This window comes from Streptomyces albidus (ex Kaewkla and Franco 2022) (assembly GCF_013870515.1).
In the GTDB taxonomy this organism is placed as follows: domain Bacteria; phylum Actinomycetota; class Actinomycetes; order Streptomycetales; family Streptomycetaceae; genus Streptomyces; species Streptomyces albidus.
Map to the genome: position 1 here is coordinate 12,226 of NZ_JACBXA010000008.1, position 21,592 is coordinate 33,817.

The 21,592-nt window shown below is 68.7% G+C and carries 13 protein-coding genes; 3 read left to right on the forward strand and 10 right to left on the reverse strand.

All coding sequences use genetic code 11. The annotated features are described in order from the left end of the window. Positions 1-587 precede the first annotated feature (587 nt). The 10 genes from H5J26_RS02985 to H5J26_RS03030 all read right to left on the reverse strand — a co-directional run bounded on the left by H5J26_RS02985 (position 588) and on the right by H5J26_RS03030 (position 11,866). The gene (locus H5J26_RS02985; protein WP_210770954.1) at positions 588-1,880 is read right to left on the reverse strand and encodes a tyrosine-type recombinase/integrase; all 1,293 of its coding nucleotides are present in this window, start codon (positions 1,878-1,880) and stop codon (positions 588-590) included. A 427-nt stretch (positions 1,881-2,307) separates the two neighbouring features. Then, the gene (locus H5J26_RS02990; RefSeq protein ID WP_181764081.1) at positions 2,308-4,338 is read right to left on the reverse strand and encodes a DUF3987 domain-containing protein; all 2,031 of its coding nucleotides are present in this window, start codon (positions 4,336-4,338) and stop codon (positions 2,308-2,310) included. A 45-nt stretch (positions 4,339-4,383) separates the two neighbouring features. Next, the gene (locus H5J26_RS02995) at positions 4,384-6,324 is read right to left on the reverse strand and encodes a hypothetical protein (RefSeq protein WP_181764082.1); all 1,941 of its coding nucleotides are present in this window, start codon (positions 6,322-6,324) and stop codon (positions 4,384-4,386) included. A 99-nt stretch (positions 6,325-6,423) separates the two neighbouring features. Further along, on the reverse strand, positions 6,424-7,350 hold the full coding sequence (locus H5J26_RS03000; protein ID WP_181764083.1) for a hypothetical protein: 927 nt from the start codon (positions 7,348-7,350) through the stop codon (positions 6,424-6,426). Positions 7,351-7,404: 54 nt separating this feature from the next. Further along, entirely contained in the window at positions 7,405-7,839 is a 435-nt protein-coding gene (locus H5J26_RS03005) for a hypothetical protein (RefSeq protein WP_181764084.1), read from the reverse strand. A gap of 126 nt (positions 7,840-7,965) precedes the next feature. Next, complete coding sequence (locus H5J26_RS03010) at positions 7,966-8,187, reverse strand: hypothetical protein (protein ID WP_181764085.1); 222 nt, start codon at positions 8,185-8,187, stop codon at positions 7,966-7,968. Continuing rightward, a complete protein-coding gene (locus H5J26_RS03015) occupies positions 8,184-8,723 on the reverse strand; it encodes a hypothetical protein (protein ID WP_181764086.1) in 540 nt (179 codons plus the stop codon). Before H5J26_RS03015 ends, H5J26_RS03010 begins: the two co-directional genes overlap by 4 nt. 189 nt (positions 8,724-8,912) lie before the next feature. Further along, the gene (locus H5J26_RS03020; RefSeq protein ID WP_309237754.1) at positions 8,913-10,343 is read right to left on the reverse strand and encodes a DEAD/DEAH box helicase; all 1,431 of its coding nucleotides are present in this window, start codon (positions 10,341-10,343) and stop codon (positions 8,913-8,915) included. A 162-nt stretch (positions 10,344-10,505) separates the two neighbouring features. Next, positions 10,506-10,709 (reverse strand): cold-shock protein, encoded by a 204-nt coding sequence (locus H5J26_RS03025; protein ID WP_181764088.1) that lies wholly within the window; start codon positions 10,707-10,709, stop codon positions 10,506-10,508. Between the two features lie 176 nt (positions 10,710-10,885). Next, positions 10,886-11,866 (reverse strand): multicopper oxidase domain-containing protein, encoded by a 981-nt coding sequence (locus tag H5J26_RS03030; protein WP_181764116.1) that lies wholly within the window; start codon positions 11,864-11,866, stop codon positions 10,886-10,888. A gap of 337 nt (positions 11,867-12,203) precedes the next feature. Here H5J26_RS03030 and H5J26_RS03035 point away from each other — a divergent pair, with 337 nt between their 5' ends. The 3 genes from H5J26_RS03035 (at position 12,204) to H5J26_RS03045 (ending at position 21,588) form a co-directional block, all read left to right on the forward strand. Beyond that, positions 12,204-14,624: a ThuA domain-containing protein gene (locus tag H5J26_RS03035; protein WP_235980359.1), complete on the forward strand. Its 2,421-nt coding sequence runs from the start codon at positions 12,204-12,206 to the stop codon at positions 14,622-14,624. After that, complete coding sequence (locus H5J26_RS03040) at positions 14,621-16,861, forward strand: OmpL47-type beta-barrel domain-containing protein (protein WP_181764090.1); 2,241 nt, start codon at positions 14,621-14,623, stop codon at positions 16,859-16,861. Before H5J26_RS03035 ends, H5J26_RS03040 begins: the two co-directional genes overlap by 4 nt. 170 nt (positions 16,862-17,031) lie before the next feature. Further along, on the forward strand, positions 17,032-21,588 hold the full coding sequence (locus H5J26_RS03045; RefSeq protein WP_181764091.1) for a DUF6531 domain-containing protein: 4,557 nt from the start codon (positions 17,032-17,034) through the stop codon (positions 21,586-21,588). Positions 21,589-21,592 lie beyond the last annotated feature (4 nt).

Below are 21,592 nucleotides of genomic sequence, written 5' to 3' on the forward strand. Positions count from 1 at the left end.
ATCTCGGAGCCGACCTGGCTTTCGAGGTCGAGTACGTGGTTTGCGATCTGTGCGCCATCGGCTGGGTGGAATCGCCGCACTCCTATGAGGGCTACACACGCTGCGGCCTCGCCTCGGCCGCTCTCCAGTCCCTACGGCGCGCCTACCCCGGCGTCCACTGGCACACGGGGGGCGGGCACTTCCGCGAGTCCGCGCCCTTCTGGGGTTCCGTCAGCGCGAACGTTCTCGGCGGCTATACCCAGCGGAAAAGGTGTCATCACGTGGAGCCGTGGCGCGCTCAGCGAGCCTGATGAACAGTCTGGTGAGGCCACGGGAAGGACCTGGGCGAATAACCTTGGTCGTACCAAGACGGTTGGGTCACGTTGAACAACGGCGTAACCGGCCTCGTGTTCGCTGCACGGCTACCGCACCAGATGCGCACCCAGAAGAGGCGGCAAACCACGGTCAACAGCGGCCGTTGGAAGAGCCGTGCGACGATGAGACAGTTCCCCTCTTGCAACTCAGGAGCCAACTAGCCCGATCTGCACGGTGATTCCCAAGCTCAGAGCGTGGGTTCGTTTGACTTCCTGCCTTGTTGGTGCACCGGCCTAGCACTCGTCTTCGTCGCCCGGCCTCAGCTCCCTCTCGAAGAGGTCTGCGATGTCGACGGAGCGGTCCACGATCACGTGGGCGTAGACGCGGAGGGTGATAGACGGATCTTGGTGTCCGAGCCGCATGGCGACGACATGGACTGGCACCTTCGCCATGAGAAGGGTGGTCGCGTGGAGGTGCCGGAGGTCGTGAAGTCGTGCGCGTGGCAGCGGACTCACCGGCGGCTCGCCGTCCGGCTGTGCGTTGAAGCTCGTGATGAGCTTCGCCATGAGAGACGAGACGGTGTCGGGATGGAGGGGCTCGCCGGCCTCGTTGGCGAACACCAAGTCGTCCGGCTCGGTTGGGCTCATACCTAGCTTCTCGCGCTCGACATCCTGCATCGCGCGGTGCTGCTTCATCACTTCTATGGTCGTTCGGTCGATGCTCACTGTGCGGCTGCGGCCCGTCTTGGTGGAGCCCTCGATTCGTCGGCCGCTGATGTAGCCGGCACTGCCGCGAATCGCCACTTCCCGGCGATCGAAATCGACTGCTGACCAACGGAGGAAGAGCAGCTCTCCGCGGCGGGCTCCGGTGTAGGCGGCGAGATGGAAGAAGGTGCCCATGCGGTGCTGCGATGCGTGGTGGAGGAAGGTCCGGAGCTGGGTCTTTGTCCACATATCACCGGGCCCCCGGCGTTCGCGACGCGGGCGCTTCGCACGCTCCACGGGGTTGCTAGCCAAGAGCTGGTCGATGTGCACGGCGTCCCGGAATGCCTTCCGAAGCACTGCGTGCACATGGCCCACAGTCCGAGCGGAGAGAGACCGGCCGTTCTTGCCGCCGTTCTCCTGGAGTTGGAGGTAGAACCTCGTGATGGTCGCGGGCCGCACTGACTGCAGTCGTGCCTTGCCCATGTGCGGCAGTACGTACCGCTCGATGAGCCACCGGTAGCCGTCGAGAGTGCGCGGCTTGACTTCCGCCGCGTGGACATCGAGCCATTCGGCAAGGAACTCGCCGACGGTGATGGTGCTGCGGTTCACGTAGAGGCCGTTGCGGGCCTTGACCCGTGCTTCGTCGCGGGCGGCTTTTGCCTCGTCTTCGGTTTGGAAGCCGCCGACCCAAGTGGGCCTGGTCTTACCGATGCTCGGGTCGTAGATCCGGATCACGTACGACCACGTCGATCCTCGCTTCTTCACGCCATCGCGCAGGGCTGAGGGGTCGGGGGGACCCTTTCTCCTTCCAGCTCGGCGCCGGCGCTTCTCACTCTGGTCACCGTCATCCTCGGGCGGTTCGGCGGGGGTCGTCTTGGTCACGGGTGTCTGACTCCTTAGTGGTCGCGGCGCTTGTCGGCGGGTGACGTAGAGGCGGACGAGGCGCCGGGTGCGCGGTCGGGGTGTTGGCCGGTTGATGTCGAGCACGTCTAGGTGTCTGGGCGAGGTGGCCGACTGTGTGTTGGCAGTCGTTCCGTGCCGGATGCGCATGGCGGTCGCCGGTGGCTTTCGGCCGCGTGAGGTCGTTGCGGAGAGTGAGTGCGGAGGCGGCGGACGGGCTCGGAGGGCGTAGACCGTCAGCACTGTCAGCAAAAGTCGCGGACCTGCGGTTTCGTTGTGCTGACGGGTGTCAGCAGGTGTCAGCACTGTCAGCAAAAGCCCGGTCTTCTGCTGACAGTGCTGACGTTTGCTGACGCTGTGCTGGCATGCGTTTGTGCTGGTGGGAGACTTCTGCTGACAGTGCTGACGGTTAGCGGGCATCGGCACCGTCCACAGGCCTGTGGAGCCACGGGTGAACGCGGTACGTAGTCGTCTCGGGGCGCCAGCGCTGGCCGGAATGAATCGGCTGTTCGCCTTTCAGGTAGCCGTGTGCTTCGAGGAGTTGGAGGGCGGGGTCGACCTGGGTGACGGTGCGGAAGCGGCGGGAGGCGGCGACGGCGTCGCGGCGTTTGATGCTGCGGCGGTGGGTGCCATCGGACTTGGGGCGGGACAGCCAGTCGAGGATGGTGCGGGCGTCTTCGGTGGCGGGATCGGAGCCGATGAGGTCGAAGACGGCCAGGGCGTGCTCGGTGTAGTAGCCGGTGATGGCGGCAGCGCGGTGCACGGTCTCGGCGGTGAGGGGCTGGCCCCAGCCGTTGTTGAGGTTGTCGGAGAGGTGGAGCAGGCAGGCGACGCGGGCTGTCGTGCCGACCAGCTTTCCGGCCCAGTCCTGGAGATGCTCGAGGTGCTGGCCGGGTCGTAGCTGGACTTCGAGTTGGGCCTGGAGCTCTTCGACGGCCTGGTCGGCGCGGGCGTCCATGGTCAGGGTGACCGGCTCGGGAAGATCGGTCAGCGTCCGCAGGAGTGCGTCGAGCCGTGCGGCGTAGGTGCGGGCGACGGTTTCGGGGACGGGCGCGGTGCGGGTCTTGCGGTAGCCGAGGTTCGAGGCTGGCAAGGCGAAGAGGAAGCGGGCGAGGAGGCCGCGGTCTCGGGCGCCGTGGGCGTCGCCGAGGTCTTGAAGGACGGAGGGCTGCGGGGTGATGCCGATGGTCAGTGCGGGCTTGTCGATGGAGGGCTGTTCGCGGGTGATGCGGTCGGTCTCCAGGCGTTCGCCCTTGTGGCCTTTGAGGAAGACGCCGAGGTTGGGGCGGGCGCTGTAGCGGCCGGCGATGATGTCGAAGAGGTCGCCTTCGGGGGAGAGCACGGCCAGGCACCGATGCACGGCGAGTTGATGCGTGAGCGGTTCCGGTGTGATGTCGCCGGCCGCGGTGAGTCGCGGCTTGGGCGGCACGACGATGTCTTCGGCGAGCATGCGGGCGGCGGAGGCTTCGGCGACCAGCAGCTCGGCGGCCTGGTCAGGCTTACGTGCCTTGGCCATGAGCGCGTCGGCTTCGGCCTCGGCGGCGTCCTTGGCGGTCTGGGCTTCGACGCGTGCAGCGCGTGAGCCCTCCTGGAGCTGCTTCTCGACCTCGTAGATGGGGGCAGTCATCTGCGCGAAGACGTCGGACTTGCGGGAGGCCGGCGGCATCGCGCAGACGAGGTAGAGGTTGGACTGCTCGACCCAGCCGGGGCGGATCTGTACGTGAACGCGACCACCGGCCGCCGTGGACAGCGCGGCGAGAGCCATGGTGGCGGCCATGTCGGGCGGGGTCTGGGTGAACTCGGCGACCGCGGCGACGTGTTCACCGACCCAGCCGGGCAGCGCGTCCACGGGGAAGGTGGGCAGGGCGGCATGGGTGCCGAGGGGGATCGGTGCCGGCCAGCGCTCCTCGGTGCGGATGGCGACGAACTCAGCTTCGGCGTCGGCCGCGGCCTGGTCGACGTCGTCACTGCCACTTCGACCCACGGCGGCGGCCCGGGTGCTTGCCTCGATGAGGCGCCGCTGCTTCGCACGCTCAACGACGATCCGGGCGTACTCCTCGGCGTTGGCCGCCGTTGGGACGGCCTGGGCGAGGGACTGCACGTAGCCCGGCCCACCGACGCGGTTGATGTCGCCTCTCTTGGTGAGGTGGCTGATAAGCGTGATCGGGTCGACGGGCTCGCCGCGCTCGTGCATGCCGAGGATCGCGGCGTGGATAGTGGCGTGTGCGGGCCGGTAGTAGTCCTCCGCGCTGATCAACGCGGTGACGTCTGCGATCACTTGGTCCTGGCTGCCGCCCGTACCGGGGAGCGCCAGCAGCATGGCGCCCAGGGCGGCCTGTTCGGCCTGCTGGTCGTGCGGCATGGCTGCCTCGATGCCACGGGTGTCGGGGCGCAAGGGGCGGATGTTGTCTGAGTGGTCGTGCTGGGTCTGCTGGCTCACGTACGGGCCTTCCACAAGTGGCTGTGGGCAAGGGGAATTTGGGGGTCAGGCGGCTTCGTCGCGCTCGGCGGCGTCAGTGCCCTCGGTGGCGGCCCAGACGCCGTGCCGGACGCGGGTGACGCGTCCTTCGTTGGCGAGGCGGCGCAGGGACTGGCTGACGGTCGGCAGCGGGATGTCGAGGTCATGGGCTATGACCCCGGTGCGGACCTGGCCGCGCTCGGCGAGGTAGCCGCAGATGGCGTCCTTGGCGCTGTCGTCGGCCGGGACGACCGGGGCGAAGGCGGCTGCGGGCTCCTCCTCGACCGGCTCCTCGAGGACCTCCGGTTCGGGGGTGCTCCATTCCTCGTCGCGGCGCTGTCGCCAAGTGGCGTAGTCCTTGCCGACGCTCTCGACTGCATCGGCGGGCAGGGCGGTGGTCTCGCCGGTGGTGGCCCACTCGAAGGGGTCTTCGACGTAGTGGGTGCGCATCACTGAGGAGCGGGCTTGCGGGCCGAGGCTGTAGCCCAGCCCGGAGCTGGAAGTGCCGTCGGGGAACTCCCGCGGCAGGGCGTGCGGGTCGGCGGGAATGGTGCCGTTGAAGGAGACCTGCCCGGACAGGCGGTTGGCGGTGCGCAGGACGACGACGTTGCCGGCGGCGACCATGTCCCGCAGTGTCATGGAGTTGCCCAACTGCGAGAGCAGCGGGACCTGGGTAACCAACCGGAGCTTGATGCCGCACTTGCGGGCCATCTTCGCCAGATCCTCAACGATCTTTACGTTTGCCGGGTCGGCGAGGACCGCGTGCGCTTCTTCGATCGTCAGGCACAGCAGCGGCAGCTCTTCGGTGGGGGTGAAGGAGGCTTTGCCGCGGCGCAGTCGGCCCTTCTCGTCGGTCCATTCCATGCGGGCGAGGAGCTTGTTGCGGCGGTACATCTCGCGCTGGGCTGCCTTGAGGAGCTTCTTGCCCTCGGCGACGGAGTCGGCGAACCAGTCGACGGCGTCCTGCCAGTCCGGGAGGGACTGGCCGCGCTGGGGGTCGATGACCCAGGAGACCGTCAGCGGCGAGTGTCGCTCGTAGGCGAGGAGTTGGTCGAGCAGGCGGGACTTGCCGGCGTCGGTGGTGCCGGCGATGAGGTCGTGGACGGGTCCGGAACCGGGGCGCCAGAAGCGGTAGAGGGCGTGGCCGCCGTCCGGGTAGACGCCGATGGGGGCGATGCCGGATTCGTGGTCGAGCAGGTGGGGGCCGGGCCAGTAGTGCACGGCCTGGAGCGGGTTGGTGCGGTAGAGGGCGAGTTCGGCCTTGTCATTGGCTCCCTCGCGGGTTGCTTCGATGACCACGGACGATGCGGGAACGCCGAAGGCGGAGGCGATGCGGCCCGTCGAGGCGATGGCCTGGTCGGTGGTCAGTTCGCCGGGCGGCAGATTGATCAGGGCGCTGGAGCCGTTGCCGTCCGCGCGGAGGGTGAGGTCCGTCAGCCAGGAGCCGGTGAGCACGCCGCGGTCGTGGGCGACGCGGGCTTCCCACAGTTCGATCTCTTCGCCGAGGCTGCCTTCGGCGTCGCCTCGGATGCGGTGGTGCCACCACCACGGGATGCCGGTGGCCAGCAGCCAGACCAGCAGCAGACCGGGCATGGGCGGGGCGATCCCGCCACGGGCAGCCATCGCCAGCAGCAGCGCGCCAGCGGTGCCGGCGGAAGTCAGCGCGTACGCACGCTCGTTGCGACGCAGGGGCCGGCCCTTGGTCGTGCGGCGCCGGAGCCACCAGGCGGTGCCTGCGGCCAGGCCGACGTCCAGGAGCAGGGCGGTCTTCCACCCGTCGGCTGCTGCACCGCAGGCCGCACCAAGGGTGCCGAGAGTGATCGCGGCGTGGACGGGGGCGAGGGGGCGGCGGTGTCGCCAGGAGAAGCGCACGATGCCGCGGCCCGTACGGAAGAGCGCGCGGGCGGTGGAGATCGCGGTCTCCAGCTTCGAGCGGCGGATGACGATGCGGGGGCGACGACGCAGCATGCCGAGGTTGCTCCTTGAACGGGACTGCGGACGGCGGGAGATGAGCGGGCTTGGGGTCCGGCCCCGGCAAGGCGTGCCGGGGCCGGACCGGTCGGTCGCTCAGGCGGTGTAGAACTCCTTCTTCGCGCCGCCCTCAGGAGCGGAGGCGTATGCCTCGGCGAGGGCCTGGTGGGTCTGCTGGACGTGCTGGGCGGTGGCCATCGCGCCGCTGGCGCGGGTCTCCGCCGCGACGGCCCTGGCGTTGGCCGCTTCCAGTCGCGTGCTGGAAGCGTCTGCCAGCGCGCTGATCTTTTCGAGGGTCTCCCTGTCCAGGTGCAGTTCGGCCAGCGAGCCGGCCATGGTCTCGATGCGCTGGGCGTCCTGGTTGGCGCGTTCGGCGTCGGCCTGGGCGTCCTCCAGTTCGGCGTGCGCTTCGACGGCGATGGCGTTGAGTTCAGCGAGCAGCTGGTCGAAGTTGTGGACCTCGCCGCCGGTGACGGTGTTGATGGACATGGCTGCGGAACCTCCAGAGGCAGGAGCGGGGGTGGGCCCACCGCCCGGTTTGGCGGCGGGAGTCTTGGGTGGGGTAGCTGAGGGAGCGCTGGTGATGACGTGGACGGTCGCCTTGCCGCCGGCGTCGTCCGCACTGGGTTTGGCGAGCGGCGCCGGCCCGTCGCCGTCGGGCGGCGGGGTACCGCCGCTGTCTCCTTCCGAGGTCTCGGATGAGCCGTTCTTGCGGGTGTCGGCCCAACGGCGGGCGCGTTCCTTGCCCTTGGGCCATCCGGCGCGGAAGCCGTCGATGAAGCCGCGGGTGATCAGGAAGCCGCCGACGGCGATCGTGGTCGCGCCGGAAGCGACCTTCACGCCGGTGCTCGCGCTGCGCGGGGCGGGGCCGCCGCCGCGGGCCGCGAGCTTGCGGCGCCTGTCGGCCTTCTGGTGTCGGCGGTCGCGTCCGGTGCGGTAGTTGTCTCGGACGCTGCTGGTGGCGTTGCTGGCGCCGTCGCCGACGGCCCAGCACAGCGCGAGGACGATGATCAGGAGACCCATAGGGCCTCACCTCCAAGGGAGTTGAGTGGCTTGGGTTGGCACGTGGCGGGGCGGTTAGAAGAGGAAGCCGCCGATGGCTCCGAAGGCGCCGGCGATCGCGCCGACGACGCCCATGACCACGGCGCCGGCCGTGCCGGGGATGGAGACCCCGGCCACCGGCAGCACGGCCGCGGAGGCGAGCGTGCGGTTGGAGACGGACCTCAGGACGAGGTCGAAGGAGAGAACGGCGAAGGCCACGAGGCCGATCAGACTGATCGCGGCGGCGCCGGTGTAGCGGCCGATGACTGTGTTCACGGCTGTGTCGGCCCAGCCGACGGCCGTCCGCAGCCAGCCACCCACGGGTGTGCCGACGATGCCCACGACACCGGCGAGGACGAGCAGTGCTGTCAGCCGCGGGGCTGTTCGGCGGCCGACCGTCCGCAGCAGCACGGCGGCGACGAGGCAGAGAACGCCGACGGTTACAGAGATCGAAGCGTCGAAGAACGACATGGATTCAGCTCCCTTCAAGATCAACTTTTGTGACGTGTTGTGATCGGCGGTTCGTGCGCGCCTGCGCGCGCCTCCGCGTTGGCGTGGGCGGGCGTGTGAATGTCGCTGTGAACTTCACGCACCCGCTCACGCTGCGTGAGACCGGGTGAAGTGCTGGGCCCAGGCGTCGAGGTCGTCGGTGACCTGCTGCCAGGCCCGCTCGCGTTGGTCGCCGGGCAGGTCGGCGAGGCTGGCACGCAGTTGGTCGAAGGCGACGGCCGCCCCGGCGGCAGCGGTCGGTGCTGCGGCACGCTTGGCCGCGAAGTGCGCGGCCTCGCGCTGCCGACGCGCTTTTTGACGGCGACTCACCGCTCCTCACCCGCCCCACCAGGAGCGACGGGGACCTGCGGCCTTTCGGCCCGGGTATGCGGGGTGAACCTCCACATGCCTGAGCGGCTCTTGGTGGCCAGCCCGTCGGTGGCCATGTATCGCAGGGCTGAGGTGACGGTGCTGTGGTGTAGGTCGAGGTCGTCGGCGATCGTCCGTGCGCGGGCCTCACCGAGCTTGGTGAGGTGGTTGTGCACGCGGGTGCGGATGCGGGTGGGGACGGCCCAGCCAGGCATGTGCCCGTAGTCGGGATGCAGCCGCTTCGCCGGTGCGCTCAGGGCGAGACGCATGATTCGTCCGGCGCCGAAGCAGGCGAGCGCGACCAGTGCCAGGCCGGGTGCGTCCGAGGGGCTGTGGGTGGGTGAGTCGCCGATGGCGGCGGATGCGGCGATGACTCCGGCGTACAAGCCAGGCAGGACGCAGACGACGTCGGCCAGGCTCGCCAGGACGTCGAGGGCGTTGGCTGCTGCGACGCGTGGTGTGTGCCAGCGGCTGTAGCGGATGGTCTCGTCGGACACGGTGCGGTACCTCATTTCTGGTTGGTGGTGCGGTCGTTGCCGGTGGAGCCGGAAGTCGTGAGCAGGCCCTCGGCGGCCAGGAGTTGCTTGGCTTTGGCCTGGCGGCAGCCGAGGGCGTCGGCGGCCTGGCGGATTGAGGCAGGGGCCTCGCCGACGGCGGCCAGGCGCCGCAGCAGCTCACGGCGCTTGTCATCCGTGGTCGGCTTCGGCGTCGCTGTGTGCGTCCGGCTGGTGTCGCGGCGCCCGCGTCCGGCTGCCGCCGCTGCGACCGCCGCCGGTGCCGGGGGCACGCGCGGGGACGGGTTCGGCAACGATGACCGGAACTCCGGACGGCTCCTGTGCGCCCGCGATCCGTGTCAGGTCGGCGTCCCGCGAGGCGGCCGTGACGGTCTTCGCGGTGACCCCCACGGCGGCGACGAGACGGTTCAACTCGCGGCGCTCCTCGGGAAGTACGAGGGTGAGCACGCTTCCGGAGGCACCGGCGCGGGCGGTACGGCCTCCGCGGTGCAGGTAGTCCTTGTGGTCGGTGGGCGGGTCGACGTTGACCACCAGGTCGAGGTCGTCGATGTGGATGCCCCGCGCGGCGACGTTGGTGGCCACGAGCACGGTCACGTGCCCGTTCTTGAAGTGCTCCAGCGCGCGGTTGCGCTGCGGCTGCGACTTACCGCCGTGCAGCGCCGCCGCCCGTACGCCGCTGCGCAGCAGGTCCTTCGTCAGCCGGTCCACCGAACGCTTGGTGTCACGGAACATCAGGACCCGGCCGTCGCGGGCCGCGATGCGCGCGGCCGTGCTCATCTTGTCCGCACTCGCCACGTGGACTATGTGGTGCTCCATCTCCGTGACGGTGCCCGCCGGGGCGTCCACGGAGTGCACGACCGGGTCGTTGAGGAACATCCGCACCAGCCGGTCCACGTCCCGGTCCAGGGTGGCGGAGAAGAGCATGCGCTGGCCGTCGTCCGGCACCTGCTTCAGCAGGGCGGTGACCTGCGGCAGGAAGCCCATGTCGGCCATCTGGTCGGCCTCGTCGAGGACGGTGATCCGCACGTCCCCGAGGCTGCAGTCACGCCGCTCGATCAGGTCCTTGAGGCGTCCCGGGGTGGCCACGACCAGTTCGACGCCGTCACGAAGGGCGCCGGCCTGGCGTGAGATGCCCATCCCGCCGACGACGGTGGCCGTACGCAGGCGCAGCGACCGGGCGTAGGGGGCGAGCGCGGTGCCGACCTGCTCGGCCAGTTCCCGTGTGGGCACGAGGACGAGAGCGAGAGGCCTACGGGATTCGGCGCGGCGACCGGCGGTGCGGGCGAGCAGCGCGAGCCCGAAGGCGAGGGTCTTGCCCGACCCGGTGCGTCCGCGGCCCAGGACGTCGCGGCCCGCGAGCGAGTTGGGCAGCGTGGATCCCTGGATGGGGAACGGGACGGTCACGCCCTGCGCCGTCAGCGTCGACAGCAGCTGCTCGGGCATGTCGAGGTCGGCGAAGCGCTCGACCGGGGGCAGAGCGGGAGTGGTGCTCACCGGCAGCGCGAAGTCCTTCTGCGGTGCGATGAGCGGCTTGCGCTTGGGCGCCGCGTTGCGCGGGCGGGCGTGGCGCTGTCGGGTGGAGCGGGTCCTGCTGGGATTCACCTGGGAACCTTCCTCGGTCGGCACGCGTCGAGGAGGGCTCCGCGGCAATTCGGCCGTACGGAGAACCACAAGAACGAGCCGGAAATTCGGAGTACTGCGATCCGTGCATGAGCCGGGGCCCGCACCTCGAAGGTGCGGGCCCCGGCCGGGTCTGCTCCGAGATCAGGCAGGAACGATGTTCTCCGCCTGGGGGCCCTTCTGGCCCTGCGTGACGTCGAACGTCACCTTCTGGCCCTCGTGGAGCTCTCGGTAGCCCTGGGCGTTGATGTTCGAGTAGTGAGCGAAGACGTCAGCGCCGCCGCCCTCCTGCTCGATGAAGCCGAAGCCCTTTTCCGAGTTGAACCACTTCACGGTGCCGGATGCCATGCGATCTCCTTCAAAGGCAAAAGCTGGAGCCCCGCACCTCGCGGAGCACCGTCGCCGCCCTGACCCCATCCAGAAAGACCGGAAAACAGAAATGCGCCCGAAGGTCACAACCATCAGGCGCACACAAGTCATGGGTACCAAAACTGCAACTCGTACAACCTAACACACTTCAGGCGTCAGTGATCGTGGCCGTCGTGACCCGGCACCGTGCCGTCCGGCTTGGCGACCAGCAGCAGTCCGGCCATGCCCATGTCGGAGTGGCTCTGGACGTGGCAGTGGTACATCCACGCCCCCGCTCCCGCCTCCTCGCCGGCGATGATCTGGAAGCCGAAGGAGTCCGCCGGACCGGTGATCTTGTTGTCGATGATGCGGCTGGGGTCGCCGGGGCCTTCCAGCAGACCCGTGCGGTTGTCCGCCCAGCGATGACCGTGCATGTGGAAGGTGTGGTAGTACTCCCCGTGCGTGATCATGATGATCTCGACGCGGTCGTTCACGGTGACCTTGAAGTCCGGGCCCTTGGGCAGGTTGTTGATCGTCATGTCGTTGAAGACGACGGTGAATTGGGCGTCCGGAAGGATGTCGCCCTCCCTGCGCACCACCACCGGCCCGTAGAGCCCGGCACGGATGCCGCCGGTGCCGTGCTCGGTGCCCACCACGTGGTCGTGGTAGTGCCAGTAACCCGCGCTTCCCGGGCGGTACGTGCCGTCCTTGCGCTTGCCCGGAGCGTGAGTACGCCAGGTGTACGTGCGCTTCTTGCCCGGCTCCACGACGCTGTCGTTCATCTTGGTGCCGTCATTGGCACGGTCGTAGTCGACGCCGTGCGGGTGCAGGCTGACGGCGACGTCGGTGGTGTTCTCGAACTCGACGTGCAGGGTGTCCCCTTCGACGAGTTCGATCAGCGGGCCCGGCACTGTGGCCTTGCCCTTCTCCAGGCCGTAGCCGATCTGATCGTCCGCCAGCCTCTCCGCGAAGAGCTTCATATGGCGCACCTCGCCGCCTGCTCGCGCGCGGCGCACGGCGGCCGCCGATGCAGTGGGGGCCGCCTCCGGGGACGCGGGTGCGGCTGAGGCGGCCTGCGCGGGGCCCAGGACGGCCGGGCCGATCGCGGCGGCGGCCGTTCCCGCGAGGAGGCGTCTGCTGAAACCCCGGCGGTCGATGCTTTCGGGCTTCTCGGGCTGCGTCCCTGGCGTCTCGGTCACCGTTGCTCCCTCTTCGACGACGGCCTGAACTCCTGTTGTGCGCTGAGGTGTTGGGGGCTGAGCCGGGAAGGACGGTAGCGCCACGGCCCTCGTTTATCCATATCCAGGACAAAGTTCGTTGAATCCTGGTCATAGCTCTTGGCGTTCCACCGAAAGACGTCTAACTTCATCGTCGTTTCTGTGACTTAAGAGGGGTGGAGCAGTCATGCGGCTCGAACCGCGGCAAAAACCCTCACTTCTACGAGGGTTGCGCACGTCACGGCAGAGGTACCGGCGCGGGTGGCTCGCGGCGCTCATGGCGGGGGCGGTATCCGCCTCCCTGCTGGGCGGCTCCCCCGCTCTCGCGGGCACCGCACCCGACGAATCGTCTCCGAGGCTCCAACTCCCCAGCCCGCCGGGCGGGGAGGACGTACGGGTGCTGGTCTTCCACGGCTCCGCCGGCGAGGAACCGCCGACAGTCGACGCCGGGATCGAAGCGATCGAGAAGATCGGCCAACAGGGCCCGGCGGCCGAGCGGTTCACCATCACCGCGACCGCCGACCCGTCCGTCTTCGCCACCGAGAAGCTCGGCCGCTACAACGCGGTCGTCTTCCTCACCGGCGGCGGCGATGTGCTCGACCCGGCCCAGGAGGCGGGTCTGGAGAGCTACATGAAGACCGGCGGCGGATTCCTCGGCGTCCACGACGCGGCCCGCGCCGAGCCCTATTCCGACTGGTTCACCGGCCTGGTGGGCGCCCGCCCCTCAGCCACAAGCCCGGACAAGGCACAGCGCGCCACCGTCGAGGTCGGCGACCGCGGCAACCCAGCGACCAAGGACCTTCCCAAGGAGTGGAAGCGTCCCGACAAGTGGCTCAACTGGGAGAAGAACCCGAGCGGTTCGGTCCACACGGTCGCCCGCGTGCGGGAGAACACCTACTCTCCCGGCGACGGCGCACTGGGCTGGGACCACCCCGTCTCGTGGTGCCGTGACTACGACGGCGGGCGGTCCTTCTACACCGGCATGGGCGGCACGTCCGACAGCTATCAGGAAGCCGACTTCCGCTCCCACCTGCGCGGCGCGCTGATGTGGACGACGCGGCTCGCCCGCGCCGACTGCCAGGCCACCATCACCTCCAACTACAAGGCCGAACGCGTCACTTCGCCGAACAAGCCCGGCGAGTCCGACCAGATCGGCGAGCCGCACGGCCTGGTGACCGCCGAGGACGGACGGGTCTTCTACATCGGGCGCGGCGGCGGCGACGGTGAGGCTCCCGTGGTGACCGACTGGGACGACCCCCAGATCGGCAAGGGCCAGGGCACCGTCCACGTGTGGGACCCGGCGACGAAGAAGTCGTCGCCGGTGGGCTCGCTGACCGTCTTCGGCAACAAGGGCGGCGGCGACGAACTGGTCAAGGTGGAGGAGGGGTTGCTCGGCATCGCGCTCGACCCCGGCTTCGCCGACAACGGCTGGATGTACCTTCACTGGACGCCGCACTCGAAGCTCAACCGCGAGACGCACATGGCCGAGCGCCGCGTCTCCCGCTTCACCGTGGACGCCCGGACCGGCAAGCTGGACGAGTCCTCGGAGAAGGTCCTGCTCGAGTGGCCGGTGCAGGTGCACAGCTGCTGCCACGCGGGCGGAGGCATGGCCTTCGACTCCAAGCGCAACCTCTACATCGCGACCGGGGACAACAACTCCTCGCAGTTCAGCGACGGTTACTCGGGCAACAACCCCGAGCCCGACTTCAAGGGCGTCTCCTTCGCCGACGCACGCCGCACGGCGGGCAACACCAACAACCTCAACGGCAAGATCCTGCGCGTACACCCCGAGGACGACGGCACCTACACGCTGCCCGAGGGCAACCTCTTCACCGGCGAGGAGACCGACGAGGGGGGCGGCAAGACACGCGGTGAGATCTACGTGATGGGCGTCCGCAACCCCGCGCGCATCTCCATCGACGCGAAGACCGACGTCCTCTACGCGGGATGGGTCGGCCCCGACGCGGGCCAGCCGAGCACCACTTGGGGTCCCGCCAAGTACGACACCTTCGCCCGCATCACGCATGCGGGCAACCAGGGCTGGCCGTACTGCATGGGCAACGAGCAGCCCTACCGCGACCGCAATCTGCCGGACCCTGAGAAGCCGCTGGGCTGGTACGACTGCGACAACCTCAAGAACGAGTCGCCGAACAACGACGGGCTCGTCAACATCCCGCCGGCGCAGCCCAACAACATCTGGTACTCGCCGCAGGGCGGCGGCCCCGACTATCCGCGCGATGAGAACGGCGTGCCCAGCTACAAGCTGGACGAGCAAGAGCTGCTGCTGCCGTGGCTCAAGGGCGGCGGCCAGGCCACGATGGACGGCCCCGTCTACCGCTTCGACAAGGACACCGCCTCGAAGGAGAAGTGGCCGGCGTACTGGGACGGCAAGTGGTTCGTCGGAGACTTCTACGACTCCGAACAACCAAGGCACGCCGTGGTGATGCCGGACGGCGACAAGACGGGCGCCCTCCCCGTGCACGCGGAGAGCCTGCGCAAGATCATCCCGATCGGTGAGGACGGCATCCGCAACCTGATGGACTGGAAGTTCGCTCCCGACGGTTCGCTCTACGTCCTCGACTACGGGCGCGGGTTCTTCACGTCCGACGACAAGTCCGCGCTGTGGCGTGTGAGTTACCAGGGCGGCGAGACCACCCCCTCGGCCGGCGACGTGATCGGAAAGGCGGCGGCCCGATGATTCCGACCTCACGGACGACACCCGCCGCAAGGCGACGGCGCAGGGGGCGTACAGCTGTCACGGCGCTCTTCGCGGCGTTGCTGATGATGCTGGGCCTCACGTCGACGCCCGCGTACGGGCAGCAGCCCCCGCAGGGCGGCGGCACGCGCGCGGAACAGGTGCTGAACTGGACCGCGAGCGACGACATCACCCAGTACACCTCGGCCCCGGAGACGGCCGTCGCCGGGGCGGCGACGATCGTCTTCGAGAACAGCGAGGCGACCGGCAACACCACGTCCATGCCGCACACGTTGACGTTCGTCACCAGTGACCCCGACTACAACGACGACGTGAACGTCAACATCCTGGCCAACCCCTCGGACGCACAGGGCGGCAAGCACTCCGTGGAGGTCACGCTGACTCCCGGAACCTACAAGTACCACTGCACGATCCCGGGTCACGGCCAGATGCAGGGCACGCTCGTGGTCACCGACGGCGGCGGGGGCGAGGACACCACGCCGCCGGAGACGTCGGCGAAGGTGGACGGCGACCAGAACGCCGACGGTGCGTACATCGGCATGGCCACTGTCGCCGTCACCGCCTCCGACGCCGGATCGGGCGTCGACACCGTCGAATACGCCCTCGGCGACGGCGGATACCAGGCCTACAGCGAGCCGGTGATGGTGCACGAAGTCGGCACCCACACCTTCCGGTACAGAGCCACCGACAAGGACGGCAACGCGGCGGAGGAGAAGACGGTGGAGTTCACCGTCGTCGCGCCGCCGACGGACGACACGACTCCCCCCGAGACGTCCGCGACAGTCGACGGTGAGCAGGACGACCAGGGCGCATACGTCGGCATGGCCACCGTCACCGTGACCGCATCCGACGCGGGATCGGGCGTGAACACGGTCGAATACGCCCTGGGAGACGGCGAGTTCCAGCCCTACACCGCACCGGTGATGGTGCACGAGCCGGGCGAGCACACCTTCCACTTCAAGGCGACCGACAAGGCGGGCAACGCGGCCGAGGCCGAGTCCGTCGAGTTCACCGTCGTGGAGCAGCCCCAGGAGGACACGACGGCGCCGGAGACGGTCGCCGAGACGGAGGGGAGGAAGAACTCCGACGGCGCCTATGTGGGCAAGGCGACGGTCACCCTCACCGCGACCGACGAGGGCTCGGGCGTGGAGAAGGTCGAATACTCCCTCGACGGGGGCCCGTTCCTCGCCTACGCCGACCCCGTCGTCGTCGACCGGGCCGGTCATCACAGCGTCGCCCACCGGGCGACGGACAAGGCCGGCAACACCTCTCAGGCCGTCGCGGAGTCATTCGACGTCGTGCCGGGCGGAGGCGTGCCTGCGCCCGACTGCCCGGAGTTCGACGAGCGGTTGACGGTCTTCGTCGGTGAGATCGACACCGGCGTGCCCAACCGCATGACGGGCGAACGCTGCACCGTCGGCGAGCTGATCGAGGACGAGAAGGACTGGTCCTCGCACGCGTTGTTCCTCAAGCACGTCACCGCGGTCACCGACGAGTTGCTCGAGGACAAAGTGCTCGACGCGCGGGAGCACAAGCTCATCAACCGCGCGGCGAAGGACTCCGGCATCGGCGAGCCCGGACAGCAGACCGGGTACAAGAAGCTGCTCGACGGCACCAAGGAGTCCTTCGACCGGTGGCAGCAGGTCGGCGGCGGCGCCTTCGGTCTCAACGACGACGGCAGCATCACCAGCAGCACCGAAGTCGAAGGCATGGGGATGCTGTGGTACCCGAAGCGCAAGTACGGGGACTACTCGCTGAAGCTGCAGTTCCGCGACGACGCTCCCGGTGACGGCAACGCCAACTCCGGTGTCTTCGCCCGCTTCCCGAACGTCCACGACAACCCGGAGGAGTCCCGGCCGGAGTGGGTCGCCATCAAGTACGGGCACGAGCTGCAGATCCTCGACCGGCCCGACGGCGACATGTACAAGACGGGCTCGGTCTACGGCTTCGACCGTGTGGGCCTCGGCGGTGCCGGCGTCACGCCCAAGGGCACCTGGAACGACTACGAGATCAAGGTCGTCGGCCAGCACTACTCCATCTACCGGAACGGCGTGCTCATCAACGAGTTCGACAACGACGGCGGCCAGGTCTTCGAACCGCCGAGGGACGACGACCCGGGCACCGACGGACGCCGCTACTCCACGGGCTACATCGGTCTCCAGGTCCACGGCGTCACGGACGTGATCTCGTACCGGGACGTGCGGATCAAGGAGCTGTGACAGCAGGAGTCCCGCAGTGAACGAGGGGCCCGGCCGGGTGCGGCCGGGCCCCTCTCGCCGTCGAACCGTCGCACTGACCGGTAACCCGCTGGAGGCGTCAACACGTCTCGTGACATGGTTGTTTGCGCACATGGCGGCTCAAGTCACGGGGACACGGGGGGTGTTGAGTCGTGGGCTACACGATTCCTGAGGGCGTCGACACCATGCTGGACGTGGTCGGCGTCGGATGGCCGAACGTCGACGAGGACGCGTACCGCGACATGGCGGACTCGTTGCGGGAGTTCGCCGACGACGCGGACGACGACGGGCACTCGGCGCACCAGCACATCCAGCGGCTGGTCGGCTCCGGGAACAGTGAGGCGCTGACAGCGCTCAACGGCCACTGGTCGAAGGTCCAGGGCAAGCACAAGGATCTGGCCAAGGCCGCACGGATCATCGCCGGAGCGCTGGACAAGGTCGCGGACATCATCGTCGCGCGGAAGATCGCCGCCGTGGCCGAACTCGCCGAGCTGTGCGCGACCGTGGGCATCGCCCTGGCGGCGGCGCCGTTCACGGCGGGCCTGACCGCGCTGCTGGCGGCGGGGAAGATCGCGGCGACGCGCATCGCGTTCAAGCGAATACTCAAGGAGATGGCCGAGGCCGCCGTCGAGGAGGTCGTCGCCAAGCTCACCGAGCCCGCTGTCGCCGCGCTGGAGAACCTGGTCGCGGACCTGGCGATAGGCGTGGCCACCGACGCGCTCGGCGTGAGCGGAGGCGACGGCGGGGGCCACAAGGGCGGCACGCAGCTCAACTCCGCGGGCGGGGGCGGCGGAGCCGGCGGCGGCAAGCTCCACATCGACCACGGGGAGCACGACAACGCCGGCACGAAGCTGGCCGGCGTCAAGATCTCCATGAACACCCGGGCCAGGGGAAAGCTGTCCAAGGCCAAGGGGCACCACGGCCGAGCCAAGGGCAAGGACGCGCTGACGGCCGTCCTGGACACGACGATAGACGGGGTGACGGAGAAGCTCACCAAGGGACTCAAGGACCTCGGCGACCACGTCGGGGACACCCTCCCGAAGGGCATCAAGAAGATCTCCGACGACCACAAGACGAACGAGCAGAAGACCCGCGACAGCTTCAAGGGCGTCGACAAACCGGGCGACGGCAAGGACCGCGGTCCGGGCAAGGTGAGCACTGAGAAGCGCAACTCGCCCAGCACGAGGCCGACTTCGACGCGTGACGCCAAGACCGACCCGGGCGCCGTCTCCCGCTCGGAGCCCAACCGCGTCTGCAAGACGGACCCGGTCGACGTGGCCACCGGGGAGATGATCCTCGCCCAGACGGACCTGGCGCTGCCGGGCGTACTGCCGCTCGTCCTGCGACGTACGCACGTCTCCAGCTACCGCTACGGGCAGTGGTTCGGGCCGAGTTGGGCCTCCACGCTGGACGAGCGGCTGGAGCTGGACGACCGTGGGGCGACCTGGGCCCGTGAGGACGGCTCCCTGCTGGTCTACCCGGGGCTGCCCCGCGAGGAGGGCGAGCAGGTCTGGCCGGTCGAGGGCGACCGGCTGCCGCTGGCCTGGGCCGAGCAGACCGTCCTGGGCGATGTCACCTACACGGTCACCGATCCGCACACCGGCCACACGCGCCGCTTCACCGGCAACCCGTACAAGGGCGGCCTTTACTGGCTGACTGCGATCGAGGACCGCAACGGCAACGGCATCGAGATCACGCGCGGCGACGACGGTCTGCCCGCGACGGTGGTCCACGACGGCGGCTACTCCGTGCGGCTGACGACCGACGCCGAACTGGGCCGCGTCATCGGCGTATCGCTGCGCACACCCGAGCGCCTGGTCCGCGTGATGTCCTTCGGCTACGACCTCTCGGGCAATCTCGACGCGGTCATAAACTCCAGTGACATCCCTCTGCGGTTCACCTACGACGACGCCGGCCGGATCACCTCGTGGACCGACCGCAACAACTCCACGTACGGATACGTCTACGACGACGCGGGCCGCGTCTCAGCGACCGTCGGGCCCGAGGGCTACCTCTCCTCCCGCTTCACCTACGACACCGACAACCGGATCACGTACTACACGGACTCGACCGGCGCGGTGACGGTCCTCCACCTCAACGAGCTGCGTCAGGTCATTGCCGAGACCGACCCCAACGGGCACACGGTCCGGCAGGAGTGGGACCGCTACGACCGGCTGCTGAGCCGTACCGACCCGCTCGGCAACACGACCCGCCTGGAGTGGGACGAGGGCGGCAACCTCCTCGCCGTCCACCTCCCGGACGGCAGCACCTCCACCGCGTCCTACAACTCCCTCAACCTGCCGGTGCAGTTGACGGGCCCGGACGGCTCCGTGTGGCGGCAGGCCTGGGACGAGCGCGGCAACAGCACCGCGATCACGGCTCCGGACGGCGCGGCGACGGTCTTCACGCACGACGCGGCGGGCGCGGTCGACTCGGTCACGGACACGACCGGCACCGCGCGCACCTTCGTCAACAACCAGGCCGGTCTGCCGACTTCGGCATCCGATCACCCGGGGGTGACGGCCGTCGCCGAACGGGACGCGTTCGGACGCCTCGCACAGATGACCGACCCGCTGGGGGCGGTCACGCGGATGGAGTGGACGACCGAGGGCAAGCCCGCTCGTCGGACCGCACCTGACGGGGCGGTCGAATCGTGGAAGTGGGACGGCGAGGGCAACTGCCTCGCGCACACGGACCCCAACGGTGGTGTCACGGCCTTCGAATACACGCACTTCGACAAGATGTCGGCTCGCACGACGCCCGACGGAGTGCGCTACGAGTTCGGCTACGACACCGAACTCCGCCTCACCCGGGTCCTCAACCCGCAGGGCCTGACTTGGGATTACGCGTATGACCTGGCCGGGCGTCTGACCGTCGAGACGGACTTCGACGACCGCCTGGTGAGCTACGAGCGGGACGCGGCAGGGCGGGTCGTCACTCGTACGACTCCTCTCGGCGAGCAGATCCACCACACGTACGACGCACTCGGGCGACTGGTGGAGAAGGATGCTGCGGGGGTCCGCACCGCCTATTGCTATGACACCGCGGGGCAGTTGATATCAGCGGCGTCCCCCACCTCTGCGCTCAGCTTCGAGCGGGACGTCGTGGGACGGCTGCTGTCGGAGACGGCCGACGGCCGCACCACGCGCTTCACCTACGACGCAGCAGGCCGCCGCACCTCCCGCGTCACGCCCACCGGGGCGGTCACGCAGCTCACCTACGACGAGGTGGGCAACCGCACGCGACTCGACGTGCACAGCCACCACCTGGACTTCTCCCACGACGAGTTGGGCCGCGAGATCGAGCGCGCCTTCGGCTCGGGGACACAGCCCGTCACCTTCACCACAAGCTGGGACGTCGTGGGACGCCCCGCCGAACAGTCCCTCGCGACCCAGGCACGGACTCTGCGTTCCCGCGCCTACTCCTACCGTCCCGACAACCATCTCACGGCCGTCACCGACCAACTGACAGGCCGCACACGAGAGTTCGACCTGGACGCTGTGGGGCGCCCTCTCACGGTCACGGCGGAGAACTGGACCGAGCAGTACGCCTACGACGCCGCGGGCAACCAGACCAGCGCCGACTGGCCAGAGCGGGCACGCCATCCGGAGGCACGAGGCGAGCGGACGTACAGCGGAACGCAGCTGCTCACTGCCGGCGCAGTGCGCTACGAACACGACGCCGCAGGGCGCCTGACTTTGCGTCGGAAGAGTCGTCTGTCGAAGAAACCGGACACCTGGCGCTACCAGTGGGACGCCGAGGACCGACTCGTCTCCTGCACCACCCCGGACGGCACAGTCTGGACGTACAGCTACGACCCGCTGGGTCGCCGCACCGCCAAGTACCGCCTGACGACCGATGGTTCAGTGGCCGAAGCCATCCACTTCACCTGGGACGGCCCGCGGCTCGCCGAACAGTCCACGCCCGCCAACGGCGTCACGCTGACCTGGGACTACGAGGGTCACCGTCCGCTCACCCAGCTCGAGCGCCGTCTTGACCCGACGGACCAGTCGGAGATCGACTCCCGCTTCTTCGCCATCGCCACCGACCTGGTCGGCACACCGACGGAACTCGTCGACGAGACGGGCGAGATCGCCTGGTACACCCGCACCACGCTGTGGGGCACGACCACGCACAACCGCGGGGCCACGGCCCACACGCCGCTTCGTTTCCCGGGCCAATACGCCGACCCGGAAACCGGCCTGCACTACAACTACTTCCGCCACTACGACCCCGACACGGCGCGCTACGCGAGCCCCGATCCTCTGGGGTTGACGCCGGCGCCGAACCCGGCGACGTACGTTCACAATCCGCATACTTGGACGGATGTCCTCGGGCTCTCTCCGTGCGACGTGGTATCCATCTACCGGACGCCCAAGGCTGCCGATGCGGAATATGAGCGAAGGCACGGCCCTAATCCGGCAAATCATCAGCCCGGCGATGGTTCGGACGGAAGCATTTATTTTGGCGAACGGAGCGTAGCGGCAGAGTACATGAGCCCAACGGGTCGAAATTTCGCTTCGGGAATGGTCCGCTACGACATGGAGCCTGCCTTCCTTGAGGAATTTGCGGACACAGCAAAGCGCTACGACCGCGAAGGCCCCAATGGGCAGGCACGGATTGAGTTTGTAATACCCGTGGATCGACTGGATCGCTTTAACGAACTCACACGCGAACGCACCTGGGTACCCATCGGCGGCAACGGTTAGGCGA

What these genes read in the sequence shown, in the direction of transcription:
- H5J26_RS02995 (WP_181764082.1), bottom strand. Translation starts at nt 6,324, where the DNA reads ATGCTGCGTCGTCGCCCCCGCATCGTCATCCGCCGCTCGAAGCTGGAG.
- H5J26_RS03000 (WP_181764083.1), bottom strand. Translation starts at nt 7,350, where the DNA reads ATGGGTCTCCTGATCATCGTCCTCGCGCTGTGCTGGGCCGTCGGCGAC.
- H5J26_RS03005 (WP_181764084.1), bottom strand. Translation starts at nt 7,839, where the DNA reads ATGTCGTTCTTCGACGCTTCGATCTCTGTAACCGTCGGCGTTCTCTGC.
- H5J26_RS03025 (WP_181764088.1), bottom strand. Translation starts at nt 10,709, where the DNA reads ATGGCATCCGGCACCGTGAAGTGGTTCAACTCGGAAAAGGGCTTCGGC.
- H5J26_RS03035 (WP_235980359.1), top strand. Translation starts at nt 12,204, where the DNA reads ATGGCGGGGGCGGTATCCGCCTCCCTGCTGGGCGGCTCCCCCGCTCTC.
- H5J26_RS03040 (WP_181764090.1), top strand. Translation starts at nt 14,621, where the DNA reads ATGATTCCGACCTCACGGACGACACCCGCCGCAAGGCGACGGCGCAGG.